This is a genomic window from Pseudomonas sp. MM213 (assembly GCF_020423045.1).
GTDB classification, from domain to species: domain Bacteria; phylum Pseudomonadota; class Gammaproteobacteria; order Pseudomonadales; family Pseudomonadaceae; genus Aquipseudomonas; species Aquipseudomonas migulae.
This window is the reverse complement of record NZ_CP081943.1, coordinates 2,818,581-2,833,472: the sequence shown is the minus strand read 5'-3', so window position 1 is coordinate 2,833,472 and position 14,892 is coordinate 2,818,581. Positions and strand designations below refer to the sequence as shown.

The 14,892-nt window shown below is 59.2% G+C and carries 13 protein-coding genes and 4 tRNA genes; 10 read left to right on the top strand and 7 right to left on the bottom strand.

From position 1 onward, the window contains the following. Positions 1-57: 57 nt before the first annotated feature. Together K5R88_RS12815 and rdgC are read right to left on the bottom strand one after the other, a co-directional pair. The gene (locus K5R88_RS12815) at positions 58-1,023 is read right to left on the bottom strand and encodes a bile acid:sodium symporter family protein (RefSeq protein ID WP_008035661.1); all 966 of its coding nucleotides are present in this window, start codon (positions 1,021-1,023) and stop codon (positions 58-60) included. A 136-nt stretch (positions 1,024-1,159) separates the two neighbouring features. Further along, on the bottom strand, positions 1,160-2,080 hold the full coding sequence (gene rdgC / locus K5R88_RS12810; RefSeq protein WP_008035659.1) for a recombination-associated protein RdgC: 921 nt from the start codon (positions 2,078-2,080) through the stop codon (positions 1,160-1,162). Positions 2,081-2,240: 160 nt separating this feature from the next. On the opposite strand from rdgC, the gene K5R88_RS12805 reads away from it, so the two are divergent. The 4 genes from K5R88_RS12805 (at position 2,241) to K5R88_RS12790 (ending at position 2,772) form a co-directional block, all read left to right on the top strand. Then, positions 2,241-2,316, top strand: a tRNA-Val gene (locus K5R88_RS12805). A 19-nt stretch (positions 2,317-2,335) separates the two neighbouring features. Next, positions 2,336-2,412, top strand: a tRNA-Asp gene (locus K5R88_RS12800). 188 nt (positions 2,413-2,600) lie between these two features. Next, positions 2,601-2,676 (top strand) — tRNA-Val (locus K5R88_RS12795). 19 nt (positions 2,677-2,695) lie between these two features. Beyond that, a tRNA-Asp gene (locus K5R88_RS12790) sits at positions 2,696-2,772 on the top strand. A gap of 144 nt (positions 2,773-2,916) precedes the next feature. On the opposite strand, the gene K5R88_RS12785 is transcribed toward K5R88_RS12790, so the two are convergent. Together K5R88_RS12785 and K5R88_RS12780 are read right to left on the bottom strand one after the other, a co-directional pair. Then, complete coding sequence (locus K5R88_RS12785) at positions 2,917-4,086, bottom strand: catalase family protein (RefSeq protein ID WP_008040913.1); 1,170 nt, start codon at positions 4,084-4,086, stop codon at positions 2,917-2,919. Beyond that, positions 4,083-5,891, bottom strand: a complete 1,809-nt coding sequence (locus K5R88_RS12780; RefSeq protein WP_226300069.1) for a di-heme-cytochrome C peroxidase — start codon at positions 5,889-5,891, stop codon at positions 4,083-4,085. Before K5R88_RS12780 ends, K5R88_RS12785 begins: the two co-directional genes overlap by 4 nt. A 269-nt stretch (positions 5,892-6,160) precedes the next feature. On the opposite strand from K5R88_RS12780, the gene K5R88_RS12775 reads away from it, so the two are divergent. The 5 genes from K5R88_RS12775 to K5R88_RS12755 all read left to right on the top strand — a co-directional run bounded on the left by K5R88_RS12775 (position 6,161) and on the right by K5R88_RS12755 (position 8,860). Continuing rightward, positions 6,161-6,877 (top strand): FKBP-type peptidyl-prolyl cis-trans isomerase, encoded by a 717-nt coding sequence (locus K5R88_RS12775; RefSeq protein WP_008040911.1) that lies wholly within the window; start codon positions 6,161-6,163, stop codon positions 6,875-6,877. 293 nt (positions 6,878-7,170) lie between these two features. Further along, positions 7,171-7,626, top strand: coding sequence for a YkvA family protein (locus K5R88_RS12770; protein ID WP_192227878.1), 456 nt, complete (start codon positions 7,171-7,173; stop codon positions 7,624-7,626). A 113-nt stretch (positions 7,627-7,739) separates the two neighbouring features. Next, positions 7,740-8,081 (top strand): helix-turn-helix domain-containing protein, encoded by a 342-nt coding sequence (locus tag K5R88_RS12765; RefSeq protein WP_008040908.1) that lies wholly within the window; start codon positions 7,740-7,742, stop codon positions 8,079-8,081. Beyond that, on the top strand, positions 8,078-8,449 hold the full coding sequence (locus K5R88_RS12760) for a hypothetical protein (RefSeq protein WP_003223109.1): 372 nt from the start codon (positions 8,078-8,080) through the stop codon (positions 8,447-8,449). Before K5R88_RS12765 ends, K5R88_RS12760 begins: the two co-directional genes overlap by 4 nt. Continuing rightward, the gene (locus K5R88_RS12755; RefSeq protein ID WP_008040907.1) at positions 8,450-8,860 is read left to right on the top strand and encodes a sel1 repeat family protein; all 411 of its coding nucleotides are present in this window, start codon (positions 8,450-8,452) and stop codon (positions 8,858-8,860) included. Between the two features lie 109 nt (positions 8,861-8,969). Here K5R88_RS12755 and K5R88_RS12750 read toward each other — a convergent pair whose 3' ends face one another. Both K5R88_RS12750 and K5R88_RS12745 read right to left on the bottom strand, forming a co-directional pair. Next, complete coding sequence (locus K5R88_RS12750; protein WP_008040906.1) at positions 8,970-10,760, bottom strand: bifunctional diguanylate cyclase/phosphodiesterase; 1,791 nt, start codon at positions 10,758-10,760, stop codon at positions 8,970-8,972. 132 nt (positions 10,761-10,892) lie between these two features. Beyond that, a complete protein-coding gene (locus tag K5R88_RS12745; RefSeq protein ID WP_008040905.1) occupies positions 10,893-12,974 on the bottom strand; it encodes a carboxy terminal-processing peptidase in 2,082 nt (693 codons plus the stop codon). Positions 12,975-13,112: 138 nt separating this feature from the next. On the opposite strand from K5R88_RS12745, the gene K5R88_RS12740 reads away from it, so the two are divergent. Further along, positions 13,113-14,075, top strand: coding sequence for a zinc-binding dehydrogenase (locus K5R88_RS12740; protein WP_226300068.1), 963 nt, complete (start codon positions 13,113-13,115; stop codon positions 14,073-14,075). Positions 14,076-14,204: 129 nt separating this feature from the next. On the opposite strand, the gene K5R88_RS12735 is transcribed toward K5R88_RS12740, so the two are convergent. After that, the gene (locus tag K5R88_RS12735; protein WP_008040903.1) at positions 14,205-14,858 is read right to left on the bottom strand and encodes an HAD family hydrolase; all 654 of its coding nucleotides are present in this window, start codon (positions 14,856-14,858) and stop codon (positions 14,205-14,207) included. Positions 14,859-14,892 lie beyond the last annotated feature (34 nt).

The window sequence follows — 14,892 nt, the reverse complement described above, 5'->3', positions numbered from 1 at the left end:
CGTCCTCGCGTTGCGCAGTATGGTGCCCATCATTAACCCGGGGATCAAGTTTTGCGCTTACTCGGTCACTTGCCGAGCCGCGGTTTCCCGATCTTCTTTCTCGCTCATCCGGCGGAAATACGTCGAGAGCAGCGCCCCGGAAATGTTGTGCCACACACTGAACAATGCGCTCGGCACCGCCGCCAGCGGCGAGAAATGCGCACTGGCCAGCGCGGCGCCCAAACCGGAGTTCTGCATGCCAACCTCCAACGCCAGGGATTTACGCTGGGCCAGTGGCAACTTGAACAGCCGTCCGGTGAAGTACCCCAGCAGATAGCCAAAGCTGTTGTGCAGCATCACCACGGCCATGATCAGCAGGCCGGACTCGGCAATCTTCGCCTGGCTGGCCGCGACGACAGCCGTGACGATGATCACGATGCTGACAACGGAAACCAGCGGCAATACGTCCACCGCGTGGCGAACCCGATCACCGAGCACGCGCTGAGCGACCACGCCGAGCACGATCGGCAGCAGCACCACTTGCAGGATCGACCAGAACAATTCCATGAAGGACACCGGCAACCAGGCCGATGCGAGCAGCCAGATCAGCGCGGGCGTCAGCAGTGGAGCGAGGAGGGTGGTGACGGCGGCGATGGCCACCGACAGCGCCAGGTCGCCACGGGCCAGCCAGGTCATGACGTTTGATGAGGTGCCGCTTGGGCAGCAACCGACCAGGATGACTCCGACGGCGATTTCCGGCGGCAGATGGAACACCTGGCAGAGCAACCACGCCACACCGGGCATGATCACGAAATGTGCAACCACGCCCAGCGCCACGCGCCACGGATGGCGAGCGACTTCGGCGAAGTCTTCGAGCTTGAGGGTCAGGCCCATGCCGAACATCACCAGGCCCAGGAGCGGCACGATCGCGCCTTTCAGGCCGAGGAACCATGCCGGTTGCAGGAAAGCCACGACGGCGAAAATCAGAACCCAGTAAGCGAAGGTGTTGCCGACAAAGCGACTCAATGCAGCCAGTGCACGCATGGCCTGATCCTTATTTTAAGTAACACTGCAAAACCCCTGCAGGAGCGAGCCTGCTCGCGAGGGTGTGTCAGGCAAAGAGAGGCGACTGACACTCCATCGCGAGCAGGCTCGCTCCTACATTAGAGATCACCAGGCTTTAGATACCCTGCGGCGTCTCTTCACCGCCCAACGCTTCAACCAGCGCCGGGAGGAAGTCGCCGAACGTCAGCATCATCAGGGTGAAGCTGGCATCCAGCTGGCCGAGGGCTTCTTCGCCGCCGTCCTGTTCCGCCTGATCCTGCAGCAGGTCTTCGAACTTCAGGCGCTTGACCACCATCTTGTCGTCGAGGACGAAGGACAGTTTGTCCTGCCAGGCCAGCGACAGCTGAGTGACCACTTTGCCGGTGCTCAGGTGCAACTGGATTTCTTCGCTGGTCAGGTCCTGACGCTTGCAGCGCACGATGCCGCCGTCTTCGTGGGTGTCGCGCAGCTCGCACTCGTCCAGCACAAAGAAGTCATCGGCGGCTTTCTGGGTGGTGACCCATTCAGTCATGGTGGCGGTCGGGGACATTTTCACGGTCAGCGGACGTACTGGCAGGGTGCCGATGACTTCACGCAGGGTGGACAGCAGGTCTTCGGCACGTTTCGGGCTGGCCGAGTTGACCAGAATCAGGCCCTGTTTCGGCGCGATCGCAGCGAAGGTCGACGAACGACGGATAAAGGCGCGCGGCAGGAAGGCCTGGATGATTTCATCCTTGATCTGATCGCGTTCCTTTTTGTAGACCTTGCGCATTTGTTCGGCTTCGATCTCTTCGACCTTTTCCTTAACGGCGTCACGCACGACGCTGCCCGGCAGGATGCGTTCTTCCTTACGGGCGGAGATCAGCAGGAAGTCGCCGCTGACGTGCACCAGTGGTGCATCTTCGCCCTTGCCGAAAGGCGCGACGAAACCGTAGGTGGTCAACTCCTGGCTTGCACATGAACGCGCCAGTTTGGTGGCCAGTGCAGTTTCCAACGCCTCGGCATCAAAAGGCAGATCTTGGGTCAGGCGATAGATAAGCAGGTTTTTGAACCACATGGGGCGAGTCTCTCCTTTATACAAAGTGGGGCATTATTCTCTTCGTGGCGCCGTAGGCCAACCCTTCTCTAAGCCTTTGGAAGGCCTGAAAAAATTATTTAAAAAAGTGCTTGCCAGAGGTGAGGTCGCTCCGTAGAATGCGCGCCACACCGAAAGTGAAGGGTGATTAGCTCAGCTGGGAGAGCGTCTGCCTTACAAGCAGAATGTCGGCGGTTCGATCCCGTCATCACCCACCATTCGCTTCAAGTGTTACGCGCAGCGGTAGTTCAGTCGGTTAGAATACCGGCCTGTCACGCCGGGGGTCGCGGGTTCGAGTCCCGTCCGCTGCGCCATATTCGGTAACCTGGAACGCTGAACGCCAGGTCACCACGGAAAAGCCCGCTAACGCGGGTTTTTTTCTGCCTGAAGTTCCTGCTGGATGCGTCGTTTCACCGGTTTTCAGATTTTTTTGAATTATTTATCAATTAAATCAACACGTTATGAAAATCTGTGGCACAATGCGCCCCGCAACGAAGGTAAAGGGTGATTAGCTCAGCTGGGAGAGCGTCTGCCTTACAAGCAGAATGTCGGCGGTTCGATCCCGTCATCACCCACCATTTACTTTCAACGCTACGCGCAGCGGTAGTTCAGTCGGTTAGAATACCGGCCTGTCACGCCGGGGGTCGCGGGTTCGAGTCCCGTCCGCTGCGCCATATTCGGTAACCTGGAACACTGAACGTCAGGTCACCACGGAAAAAGCCCGCTTTAAGCGGGCTTTTTTGCTGTCTGGAGTTTGGCTTTATGCCGACTTCCATTAAAAAAGCGACCTTCGGGTCGCTTTTTTCGTTTGTGCCCGCCTACTGTTCGGCGTTTCGGCTGTGTCGGTAATCGCTGACCGCCTCGTAAACAGCTTTGCGCAAGCGGTTGATGCCGCCAATCGGGCGATGGGCCTCAACACCAAACCATGGATTGAACGACTGGTTGTCGCATTGCAGGTTCAACGCTGGCGTGTCGAAGTCCTGGGCGGGCACGTTGATCCGCGCCACCGTCTGGAAAGGCGCGTCGCTTTCCTTCCATTCAACGCTGGTGTCTTCGATCGGCATGTACTTGCCTGCATCCTGCCGCTGGATCTGCAGGACAAAACAGGCGGGCACCCGATCGGTCGACAGTTGCTGGTTCAGCGCATTGCGCAGAAAGTTCGGCAACTTCTGGTTTTGCGCGGGCAAAGCATAGGTCGGGCAGTTCGTTGGGTCGGGCATGACCCGAAACTTGGCATTGGCCTCGCCGAATTTGTAGGGCGAAACCGAAAAGTATGTCGTCTGGGTCGGGCTCGGTGGTGGCGGAGAAAGTGTCGCCAAGGCAATAAACAGATGACGGACCTGCCAGGTGCGCGGGTCCCAGCCCGGAAAGAACGCCATCACCTTCTTGCCGTCCGCCTGGGCGGCGACATTCTGACGATATTCGGCGACATCGCTGACAAAGAAGTTCGGATGGCTGAACATCACGAAGTCCTGTTCGCCGCGACGCTGTTGATCGCTGAGCAGTTGCTTGCCTGGCACATCGAGCAGTTTGATCGCCATGCCCCGCGCATCGCGGATGCTGTCGAATTGCGGATAGGCATTGCCGTTGGACAGGCGCATCGTCGCTTGCCAGGTCTTGCCCGGTTCACTGAACACACCTTGACGCAACTCTGTCGCCAGATCCGGCAACACCTGCACCTCGGCCTTTACGCAGCCATGGGCCTTGGCATGGGCATCACGCAGATAACGGGTGCTTTCACGGTGTTGATCGACAATCCGCACGGCGGTCTGGATCACGTCCTGGGTCATGGCGGCTTCGCCATCCGGAATCTGCTCCAGTGCCGAGACCGGTCCGCGGTGCTGCCAGGCAAACCAGGCAGTGGCCAGCGCCCAGCCAAGCAAGCCGATGCACAGCAAAACCAGCAGGGTTTTGCCGAGCAGGCGGCCCAGCCACAACCAGAACCGGGCAAACAGCGGCAAATCTTTCTTGAAGGTGGTCATGATCATGGCAATTGCGCCTCCAGCGGGCCGCCCAGCACTTTCAGGTACTCCAGCAACGCAAAGCGTTCCTCGGGTTGCAGCAGTCGGCCAATCACCCCGTTGCCGCGTTTACCCGCGCGGAATTCATGGCCGCTGTTGTGGTTGCCGGTAATGCGCGTATCGAACAGGAATGCATTGGTGAAGGCTTCGGTGCGATAGCCCAGGTGTTTCGGGTCGTACTCGAACGTGCCTTTATAGAAGGTGCCCGCGCGTTCGTCCTGAGGCGAGAGCAATTGATAAATGCTTGGTACCGAGCCGTTGTGCAGGAACGGTGCGGTCGCCCAGACGCCTGACAGCGGTCGAGCCTTGTAAGCCACTTTTTCACGAACGCCGATCGGCAGGCCGAAGCCATCGAGCCGAGGCTTTTCTGCCGCTGTGACCTTGGCCTCCCGGTAAGCCCGGTCCTCGACGAACGCCGTGACGTAGGCCAGCCCCTTGGCCACCGAAAGCTGGCTCAGGTCCAGCGGCTCCTCGGGGGTCGGGTGCAGCTTCACGTCCATCTGTGCCAGCTCCGTCGGGTCCCATTGCAGCGCGGTCAGGTCGAAACGGTGGTTGGCGATGTTGTTCGCCGCTGTCGGATCAGTGCCGATGACGTCGACGGGCAGCATGTGCAACTGCTGCACCCAGCGCTCGCCTTCCTGGATCGTCCGCGGAACGTGGCAACCGGCGCAGTTCTCGGTGAACAGTGCGCGACCTTTGGCGGCCAAAGGCTTGTCGACAGCGCCCAGCAGCTCTTCCGGCCAGGCAGGCGGTTTGAGTCGTTGCAGGGTTTCTTCGATCAGGTGCAAATCGCGCACCCGCACGCTGGACGGATATCGGTAGTCGCCCTTGAGTGGCTGCCCGTTGCTGTCGAAGAAATTCAGCGTGGCGCCTACGCCCAACGCCTCGCCGATGTTGCGGGCCATCGGCTGCTGCGCCGAACCGTTCCACTGCACCCAGTCGAATGTCCACATGTCCCACAGTTGCGGGTAGTCGACCGGCGCATTGGCCACCCGGTAGTTGGCCGGTGAGATCGCGTCGCCGAAACTGGCGTTGGCAATGCGCCCGAACGCGTCGGTGCGGCCAGGGCCTTCCTCGGTCGGGTAGAGCCCTCGATGGGTGTCGTTCCAGGCTACTTTCAGGAACGTATCGAGAGAGGTTTTGAAGTCTTTGCGCAGCTGTTGATGCCGGGCGTCGTATTCCTGGCCCAGCACGTTGCGAGCGAAACGTTCGAATTTCCATGGGTTGTAGTAAGTCGACGTCAGACTGGCGACCAGAGCTTGTCCGAAACTGCCACCGCGCAGTGTCGGAACGCTGGACGGCAAGACGTGTTGCGCCGAACCACCATCGATGCGGATGGCCTGACCGTTGAAACGCAATTCGCCGGTGTGGCAGGCGGCGCAGGTGATGTCCAGAAACTGATCCTGGCTGCCGGGGTTTTGATGGCGGGCGAAACCCACGGGCAGGTTGCCGGGGTTGTTCGGCGTGGCTTTCTGGCCGGGATCGACCAGGAAGCCGAAGCGCGCAAGGTACTCCGGGCTGGCGAATCGTTGTTGCGAAAAGGGCAGTTCGAGCGCATTGAACCACTCGTAGCGCAAGCCTTTGACCTGAGTGCCCTGGGGCGTGAAGTAGTAGGTCTGGCGGTCGGCCGCGCTCCACTGCTCCAGGTAATGCACTTGTTGTGCTGGCGACCAGTTCGGCAGTTTCGGGTTGGCGACGTAATACAGAATCACGGCGAGGGCGAGGCCCAGCAGTGCAACGATCAGAATCAGAAAGCGATAAAAGAGGCGCAAGTTAAACATCCTTGTCGAGTTGTCGCTCTCTTATGCCTCAGCTGCAATCGTGGGGCAAGTGGCCATTACTTCAGTTGTTGTGGGACGAAGCAGTCGTCCCTGTGGGGCGAAGATGACAGAAGCTTCATCATCCGATTCCGGAAATGCGTTAAAACACCTGAACTTATCAGAAGTTTCCTGCTCTCATGCCGGTAGCCATTGGTCGTGGCCGCCTGATAAGCTCGCGGCTTTACTCGATTGCCCTTTAGGCGCATGAACAAGGAAATAGCATGAAACAGCATCGGTTGGCGGCGGCGGTGGCCCTGGTTAGCCTGGTACTTGCGGGTTGCGACTCGCAGACCAGCGTAGAGCTGAAAACCCCGGCGCAAAAAGCTTCCTACGGGATTGGCCTGAACATGGGCAAGAGCCTGGCTCAGGAAGGCATGGATGATCTGGACTCCAAAGCCGTTGCCCAGGGCATTGAAGATGCCATCGGCAAGAAAGAACAGAAACTGAAGGATGACGAGTTGGTCGAAGCCTTCGCAGCACTGCAGAAGCGTGCTGAAGAACGTATGGCCAAAATGAGTGAAGAGTCGGCAGCCGCCGGCAAGAAATTCCTCGAAGACAACGCCAAGAAAGCCGGTGTCACCACCACGGCTTCGGGCCTGCAGTACGAAGTGGTCAAGAAAGCTGATGGCGCACAGCCTAAGCCGACCGACGTGGTGACTGTTCACTACACCGGCACCCTGACCAACGGCACCGTGTTCGACAGCTCCGTCGAGCGTGGCAGCCCGATCGATCTGCCGGTCAGCGGCGTGATTCCGGGTTGGGTCGAAGGCCTGCAACTGATGCACGTTGGCGAGAAGTACAAACTGTTCATCCCTAGCGAGCTGGCTTACGGCGCCCAAAGCCCAAGCCCGGCGATTCCAGCCAACTCGGTGCTGGTATTCGACCTGGAACTGCTGGCGATCAAGGACCCGGCAAAACAAGACGACGCTGCCAAGTAATTAGCGTTTGTCCTGACAACAACGCCTCGCTTATGCGGGGCGTTGTTGCATCTGGCGTCCGGCAAGGGTAAACAAAGCGAACGGATGTTTCAGGCTGGAGTCATAGCCATTGAGAGCGCCTGCGCTAGCCGCGGCGGAGCGCCAAGTCAATGAAATCTTGGGTTTTTTTATGTGAGTAAAAAACGCCCGATCTGAGTTGAGCCCTTATGAAACGGGGCTTTCAGCCGTGAAATGCAGCTCTGTTCACAAGGTTATCCACAATTTGTGTGGATAACATTTCAGCGGGAGGAATGATGAAAGCACCCTGGAATTTCGCTCGTTTCCTGCCACTGGCCGGACGTCTGTTAGCTCGTGGGCGTTTGCCGACGTTATTGTTCGCGGTAGCCAGCAAAGGTGCCAGCCAGGGCAACCGTTTGGGCAAGCTCAAAGACGACCTGCGCTTGTTGCAGGCGTTGTGCCTGGCTTACTGGCGCGGTGAATACCGGGCCATCAGCCCTAAAGCGCTGATCTCGGTGGTGGCAGGCTTGATGTATTTCCTGAGCCCGGTGGATGCGATTCCGGATTTCATTCCGGTGTTCGGCATGTTCGATGACATCGCCGTGCTCGCCTGGCTGATGAAGGTTCTCGACGACGAGCTCAACGCCTTCCGCGCCTGGCGCAATCGCCAGGTGCCAGAGAAGCTCGCGGTGGTCGAGCGCTTGCCCGATACCCTGGAACAACTTCAACTGCAGGGCCCGAAAAAAACCTGAGTCGATTCAGGATCATCCCTATATTCATACCCCCGCGACCTTGGCCGCTGTTAGGATTACACTTCTAAGGAAAAGCGCCGACTCGCTAAGTGTCGTTGTCCTACGGGGAAGTCATGGATATTCAGATAATCACACGCGAAGGCGAGCCCGAGTATGCGGTTGTTCCGTGGGCTCAGTATCAGGCTCTACTCAAAGCTGCAGGCATCGATCAACAACCGCCGCGCGAGGCCCCTGTGCAGCGCGTGGCCACACCAGACCAGATTCTTCCGGGTCTGGATCAACTACGCAGTTTGCGCGAAGGGAAGGGCATCGCCATTGAGGCGCTGGCCCGCACGGTAGGCATCAGCCCGTCCTATCTGGCCTTGATCGAAAGTGGCGAGCGTCAACCCGACGCTGCAATTCGCCGCAGCCTGGCCTGGGAATTGACGGTGCCGGGGTGGAGGGAAGAATCGTGAGCGTACGCATCAGTCGTCAACATTGGGACGGATTGCTGGGCGAGCTGGATCAGGCGCGCCGCCAGCGTCATTTGCTGACCTACCGCGCGTTGCTTGAGCGCCTGCAATTGCCGACGCCGGCCATGCAAACCTTGACCGCGGCCCTTGAGCACCTGGCCGCACTGGACGCCAAGGCCGAGCAGCCGCTGCGCAGCTCGTTGGTAATCAGCCAGGGCGCCAGTCGCCTGCCGCGCACCGGTTTCTTCGAATGCGTCGAGCGCCTGGGGCGTTTCTCCGGGCCGTCCGATGGTGTCGCCGCCGCCTCGTGGCATGCCTCGGAAGTGGTGCGAGTGTTCGAATACGAGTACCCCGAATCGGCGGAAGCCTGAGTGTTTTTCAAGCTCAAGGCGAGGGCCGGTTACTGGCTGGCTCGCCGGTTGTTTCACTGGTCGTGGTTTGTGCGTCAGCCACGCGGCTGGAGTTGGCTTGAAGGCCAGCTTGCACGCATGGCGAACCTGGGCGATGTCGACGCTCAAAGCTTCTATGGCCACATTCTGGCCTTTCGCGGCGTGGGCCTTGGGGCTCGTGAGGAAGGTGTCCGCTTGCTGCGCCTGGCGGCGTTGGCGGGGGATGGCAAGGCGGCGTATCAGGTGGGGGTGATCAGTCTGGCCGGGACGGCGAGCAAGGCACCGGATCCGGATGAGGCCGCCCGGTTTTGGGCGATGGCTGCCAAGGCCGGACATCCGTTGGCTGAGATCAAATTGAAAGAGTTGGCTGCTCGCGGTCCTTTGGATAATTAGTGGTTGATCCGGCGCCTTCGCGGGCAAGCCTCGCTCCTACGGGATGTGAACGTTAATAACGACACACATCCCGTAGGAGCGAGGCTTGCCCGCGAAGGCATCAGCCCCATCACCGCTGCCCAACCAACAATTCATCCTCTCGCTTGGGCGCCGTCAGACTATCAATCACATGCACGCTATACCCCGGCACATTCTTCGCGTGGTGTTTCGCCTGCGACGCCATCTCCGCCAACTGGCTCGCATCGAGTTGTCCACAGGCCTGTGGATGCAAATGCACCACGCCGATCGACAGCGATAACAACGGAAATTCCTGGCGCACGCCCTGGCGATTCGGGGCGATGAAGCAGCCGGCTTCCAGGTGTTCGCTGCGGTAGAAGCGCCGGCATTGGCTTTGGAAATCGTCGAGCAACTGGTTCAAACGTTTGCGCCAGTCTTCCGGCCCGAGCACCAGCAGGAAATCATCGCCGCCGATATGGCCGACAAAGTCGCGGGACGGGTCGACGCGATCATTCAGACATTGCGCCAGGCACAGCAGGACTTCGTCCCCGCGGCCGTAGCCGTAGATGTCGTTGAAGGGTTTGAAACTGTCGATGTCCACGTAGCAGATCACTGATTCCCTTTGTTGTTGCAGCAGGCGCGTCAGGCATTGCTGGATCGGCACGTTACCCGGCAGCAGGGTTAGCGGGTTGGCGTAACGGGCTTGCTGGATCTTCAGTTCAGTAATCAGCTTCAGTACGTCGATGACCCGACCCAGTCCCAGATAGCCGCCGTTGAGGGTGATGATGAAGTCTTCCTCGATGCGCTGCCGGGCGCGGCTGGTGATCAGGCGGCTGACTTGTTGCAGCGACTGGCTCATCTCGACGGCGAGAAAGTCGTCGTTCATCAACCGGCTGATGGGCTTGCGGGCAAAGAGGTCGGTGGCAAAGGGTTTGAGCAGGGCGTCCGACAGCGAATGCCGATGGACGATACCGCAAGGGTGGCCTTGCTCATCGAGCACCGCCAGTGAGTTCAGGTTGGCCTGGCGGCGGAAGGCTTCCAGCACCGTGGCAGTCGGCGTACCCCGCGCGACCGCTGGCTGATCGATCAAAAGAGCACTGAGGTCACTGCCTTCGTCGTTCAGCGCCACCGCAGAGCTGTCCTGTTTGGGCATCAGGTTTCGCGCTTCCCTTGGCGGGTGTTCTTGAGGGCGGCAGAGCAAGTAACCCTGGACCAGATCGACGCCCATATCGGTCAACACCGCGAGCTCCTCCGGCAGCTCGATCCCTTCAGCAATCACTTGTGCCCGAGAGGCTTTGGCGATTTGCATGATGGAACCGACAAATTCACGCTTGAGCGCATCCTGATGGATGCCGTCGATGAAGTGCCGATCGATCTTCACATAGTCCGGCCGCAGCTCGGACCACAGTCGCAGGCTCGAATAACCGGCCCCCAAATCATCCAGCGCAATGGAAAAGCCCATCGCCCGATAGTGATGCAGCGCGTTCTGCAGCAGCTGGAAATCGTCGGTCGGCGTCTGTTCCGTCAGTTCGATGACCACCTGGCTGGGCGGTATGCCGAAATCCTGCAGCAGTTGCAGGGTCCGACCCGGTTGGTGAGCCGCTTCGAGCAGCGATTCCGGCGACACGTTGAGAAAGAGTTTGCCCGGCAGTTGCTGCTCATTAAAGCGCCGGCAAGCGCTCTCGCGACAGGCAATTTCCAGCTCGTTCAAACGACCGGCCTGGCGGGCGACGGCAAACAAGGCGATGGGCGAGTGCAGCGGGCTGTTGGAGGGGCCACGGCTGAGGGCTTCGTAACCGATGATCTGTCGTTCAGAGAGCGAAATGATTGGCTGGAACAGGCTGTGCAAACCGCTTTGAGTCAGTATTGAACTCAACGCACTCAGCTGTTCGGTAGTGGTCATGGCGGTCTCTGGCGAAAAAAAAAGGACTGAGAGCCAAAGCTCTCAGTCCCGTATTTCACGACAGAATGATGACTGTTTGATGACGCTAAGGGGGCGTCAGCATTAAATTGCCATCATCGTGCTTGTAACAACTTAGTGTTTGGCAACCGCGGTGTTGAGTTTCAGGTAGTCCAACAGAATCCGACCCGTTTCGCTCAGGTAGGCATCGTCTTCTGGTTTGACCTTGTCCGGCTCGGCCGCAGCGACATCTTCGTCTTCTTTCTTCAGCTCTTTGAGCGGCTCTTCGCCCTTGGCCTTGCGACGGATGTTTTCCATCGCAAGCTGCTTGGCTTCGATATCCGCGTGTTGGGCACGACGCTCGGCTTCATTGAGGCTGACGGTTTTTTCCGACATCAGCTTCTGCGCCAGGGCCAGTTTGTCGCGGATGAACACGAACTCCGCGTCTTTGGCCGAACGTACGTCATGCTCGGATTTGAGCTGCGAAATGTATGGCTTGAACGGGTCGACCGCAGGCTTGATGGCCGCGCGGATGGTGTCCCACGGCATGGCTTCCGGCAGGGCGCTCTCGCCGATTTCCTTGGTGTCGATGATCGACGGGTAATCGATGTCCGGCAGTACGCCCTGATGCTGGGTGCTCTGGCCGGAAACCCGGTAGAACTTGGCCAGGGTCAGTTTCAGTTCGCCATGGTTCAGCGGCTGAATGGTCTGCACGGTGCCTTTGCCGAAGGTCTGGCCGCCAATGATCAGTGCGCGGTGGTAGTCCTGCATCGCGCCGGCGAAAATCTCCGAAGCCGAGGCGGACAGGCGGTTGACCAGCAGCGCCATCGGGCCTTTGTAGAAGGCGCCCGGGTTTTCATCTTCGAGTACATCGACCCGGCCATCGGCGTTACGCACGAGCACGGTCGGGCCTTTGTCGATGAACAGGCTGGTCAGCTCGGTGGCTTCCTGCAAGGAGCCGCCGCCGTTGTTGCGCAGGTCGATGACCACGCCGTCGACTTTCTCTTTCTGCAACTCGGTCAGCAGTTTCTTGACGTCGCGAGTGGTGCTCTTGTAGTCCGGATCGCCGGCACGGAAAGCCTTGAAGTCGAGGTAGAAGGCCGGAATCTCGATGACGCCGAGCTTGTAGTCCTTGCCATCCTGTTTCAGGTTGAGGACTGACTTCTTCACGGCCTGGTCTTCAAGCTTCACCGCTTCGCGGGTGATCGGCACGATCTTGGAGGTCTGGTCGTTCGGCGCATTGCTGGCCGGAATCACTTCCAGGCGCACCACGGTGCCTTTCGGACCACGGATCAGCTTGACCACTTCGTCCAGGCGCCAGCCGACCACGTCGACCATCTCTTTGTTGCCCTGGGCAACGCCGATGATCTTGTCGGCCGGTGCGACCTGCTTGGTCTTGTCGGCAGGACCTGCCGGCACCAGACGCACGACTTTCACCTGGTCGTTGTCGCTCTGCAACACAGCGCCGATGCCTTCGAGGGACAGGCTCATGTTGATGTCGAAGTTCTCCGCGTTATCCGGCGACAGATAGTTGGTGTGCGGGTCGTAGGACATGGCGAAGGTGTTGATGTACGCCTGGAAGATGTCTTCCGGACGGGTCTGGTCCAGGCGCGAGAGCTGATTCTTGTAACGCTTGGTCAGCGTTTCCTGAATCTGCTTGGGCTCTTTGCCAGCAATCTTCATCCGCAGCACTTCGTCCTTGACGCGTTTGCGCCACAGGTCGTCGAGCTCTGCGGTGGACTTGAGCCAAGGCGCGTCCTTGCGATCGATCAGCAAGGTTTCCTTGGCGGTGAAGTCGATCTTGTCGACGCCCTTGTTCAGCTCCGCAAGGGCAAAGTCCAGACGCGCTTTTACGCGGTCCAGGTAGCGCTTGTAGATGGTGAACCCGGCGTTGAGGTCGCCGCTCTTGAGGAAGTCGTCGAACTGGGTTTTCCACTTGTCGAATTCGGCAATGTCGCTGGCCATGAAGTAGCTGCGCGACGGATCCAGCAGCTTGAGGTAGCTGTCGTAGATGATCACGGAGCGCGCGTCATCGAGCGGCGGCTTGCTGTAGTGGTGACGCTTGAGCAACTCGACGACATTCAGACTGGCGATCACTTCGTCACGATCTGGCTGAAGCTTGTCCCAGCTATTGGCTGCGAACGTATTGCTCGACATCGGCATCAGGCCGATACCAATAAATAGGGCGAGGGCGGTGCTGGGGAACAGATGCTTCATGCTGATTCGACGCGGGGACAATTGATAACGCATATTAGGCCGTCTTTGAAGTCGCCGGTACCACAAGGGCCGGTCGCATAATGCAAAAAGCCCGGCGCTACAGCTTCGGGCTCAGTCCAGACTCACTATGGAGGCACTGTGAAAGCATTGCAAGGCGTTGACGGTCAAGTGGAGTGGGTTGAAGAGCCCGGTCCTACATGCGATGTAGGGCAAGTTCGCATTCGCGTGGCGGCAGCGGGCCTCAATCGCGCCGATTTGTTACAGAAGGCGGGCCTTTATCCGCCACCGCCGGGGGCCAGTCAGGTACTGGGTCTTGAGTGTTCCGGGGTGATCAGTGAGGTCGGCCCGGGCTCGTCCTGGCAGGTCGGTGATCGGGTCTGCGCCTTGCTGGCCGGGGGCGGGATGGCCGAAGAGGTGGTTGTCGACGGACGGCATGTGCTGCCAGTCCCCGAAGGATTGTCCCTGGCCGAGGCGGCAGCGCTGCCCGAAGTCTATGCGACCGTCTGGCTGAATTTGTTTCAATTGGCTGCGCTCAAACCGGGTGAGAAAGTTCTTCTTCACGCCGGAGCAAGTGGAATCGGTTCAGCTGCCATTCAGCTGTGCAAGGCGTTTGGCAACCCGTGCTGGGTCAGCGTCGGTTCTGCCGAGCGTCTGGCCTATTGCGAAGCATTGGGTGCACAGGGTGGCGTGGTGCGTACCGACGATCTGGACAGTTTGAGCGACCTGGGGCCGTTCGATGTGATTCTTGACCCGGTCGGCGGCAACTACGCCGCGCTGAACCTCAAGCTGCTGGCTCTCGATGGCCGTTGGGTGTTGATTGGCCTGATGGGCGGCCGTGAGGCAAAACTGGATCTGGCGCAGGTGATGGCCAAACGCGTGCAGTTGCTGGGTTCGACCTTGCGCAGTCGCGACGATCAGTTCAAGGCGGATTTGTTCAGTGATTTACGCCTGCATGTCTGGCCGTTGTTTGCCGAAGGGCGATTGAGCCCGCAGTTGGCGAAGACCTTCCCGATCAAGGATGCCGAAGCGGCATTTGCCGAGCTGGCGACGAACAAGGTGGCGGGGAAGTTGGTGTTGGTGATCGACGAAAGCCTGACCTGACAACACCGAGCCCGTAGGAGCGAGCGGTGCGGCGATCCGACTTGCCCGCGAAAGCGGTGTATCAGTCAACACAAGTGTTGAATGTAATTACGCCTTCGCGGGCAAGCCTTGCTCCTACAAGGTTTTGCGTTATTTCCAGAGGTGGATCGGCCAGCCGGCTTTTTCGGCATGTTCGAGCAATACCGGGTCAGGGTTCACCACGTGTGGGAAATCTACCTTAAGCAACAGCGGCAAATCGTTACGTGAGTCGGAATAGAAACTCGCGCCCTCCAGGTTTTCCTCCTCCGCATCCAGCCATTCCAGTAAACGGGTGATCTTGCCTTCGCGGTAGGTCAGCGTACCGACGGTGTTGCCGCTATAGACCCCATGCAACACTTCCAGCTCGATGCCCAGAATCTCGTCGATGCCCAAACGGTCGGCAATCGGCCTGACCAGGTGCGTACCCGACGCCGAAATCACCAGTATCCGGTCACCGGCCTTGCGATGGGCTGCGATGGCTTTGGTTGCGTCGCTGAAGATGATCGGTTCGATGAAGTCTTCCACCCACGGCCCGACCAAGTGGTCGACCTCTTCGGGTGTGCGCCCGATCATCGGTTCGAGGCTGAAGGCCATGTACTCCTCCATGCGCAACTTGCCGTGGCTGTAAGCGTCCATCAGTTCGTTGTTCTGACGCATGAACGACTCGGGATCGACCCAGCCCAGCCGGCCCATCTGTTCGCTCCAGAGGGTGGCGCAGTCGCCGTGGATCAGGGTTTCGTCCAGATCAAAAATTGCCAGGGCCATCAGTGCAGTTCTCTCTTCAACATCAGCAAAGTCA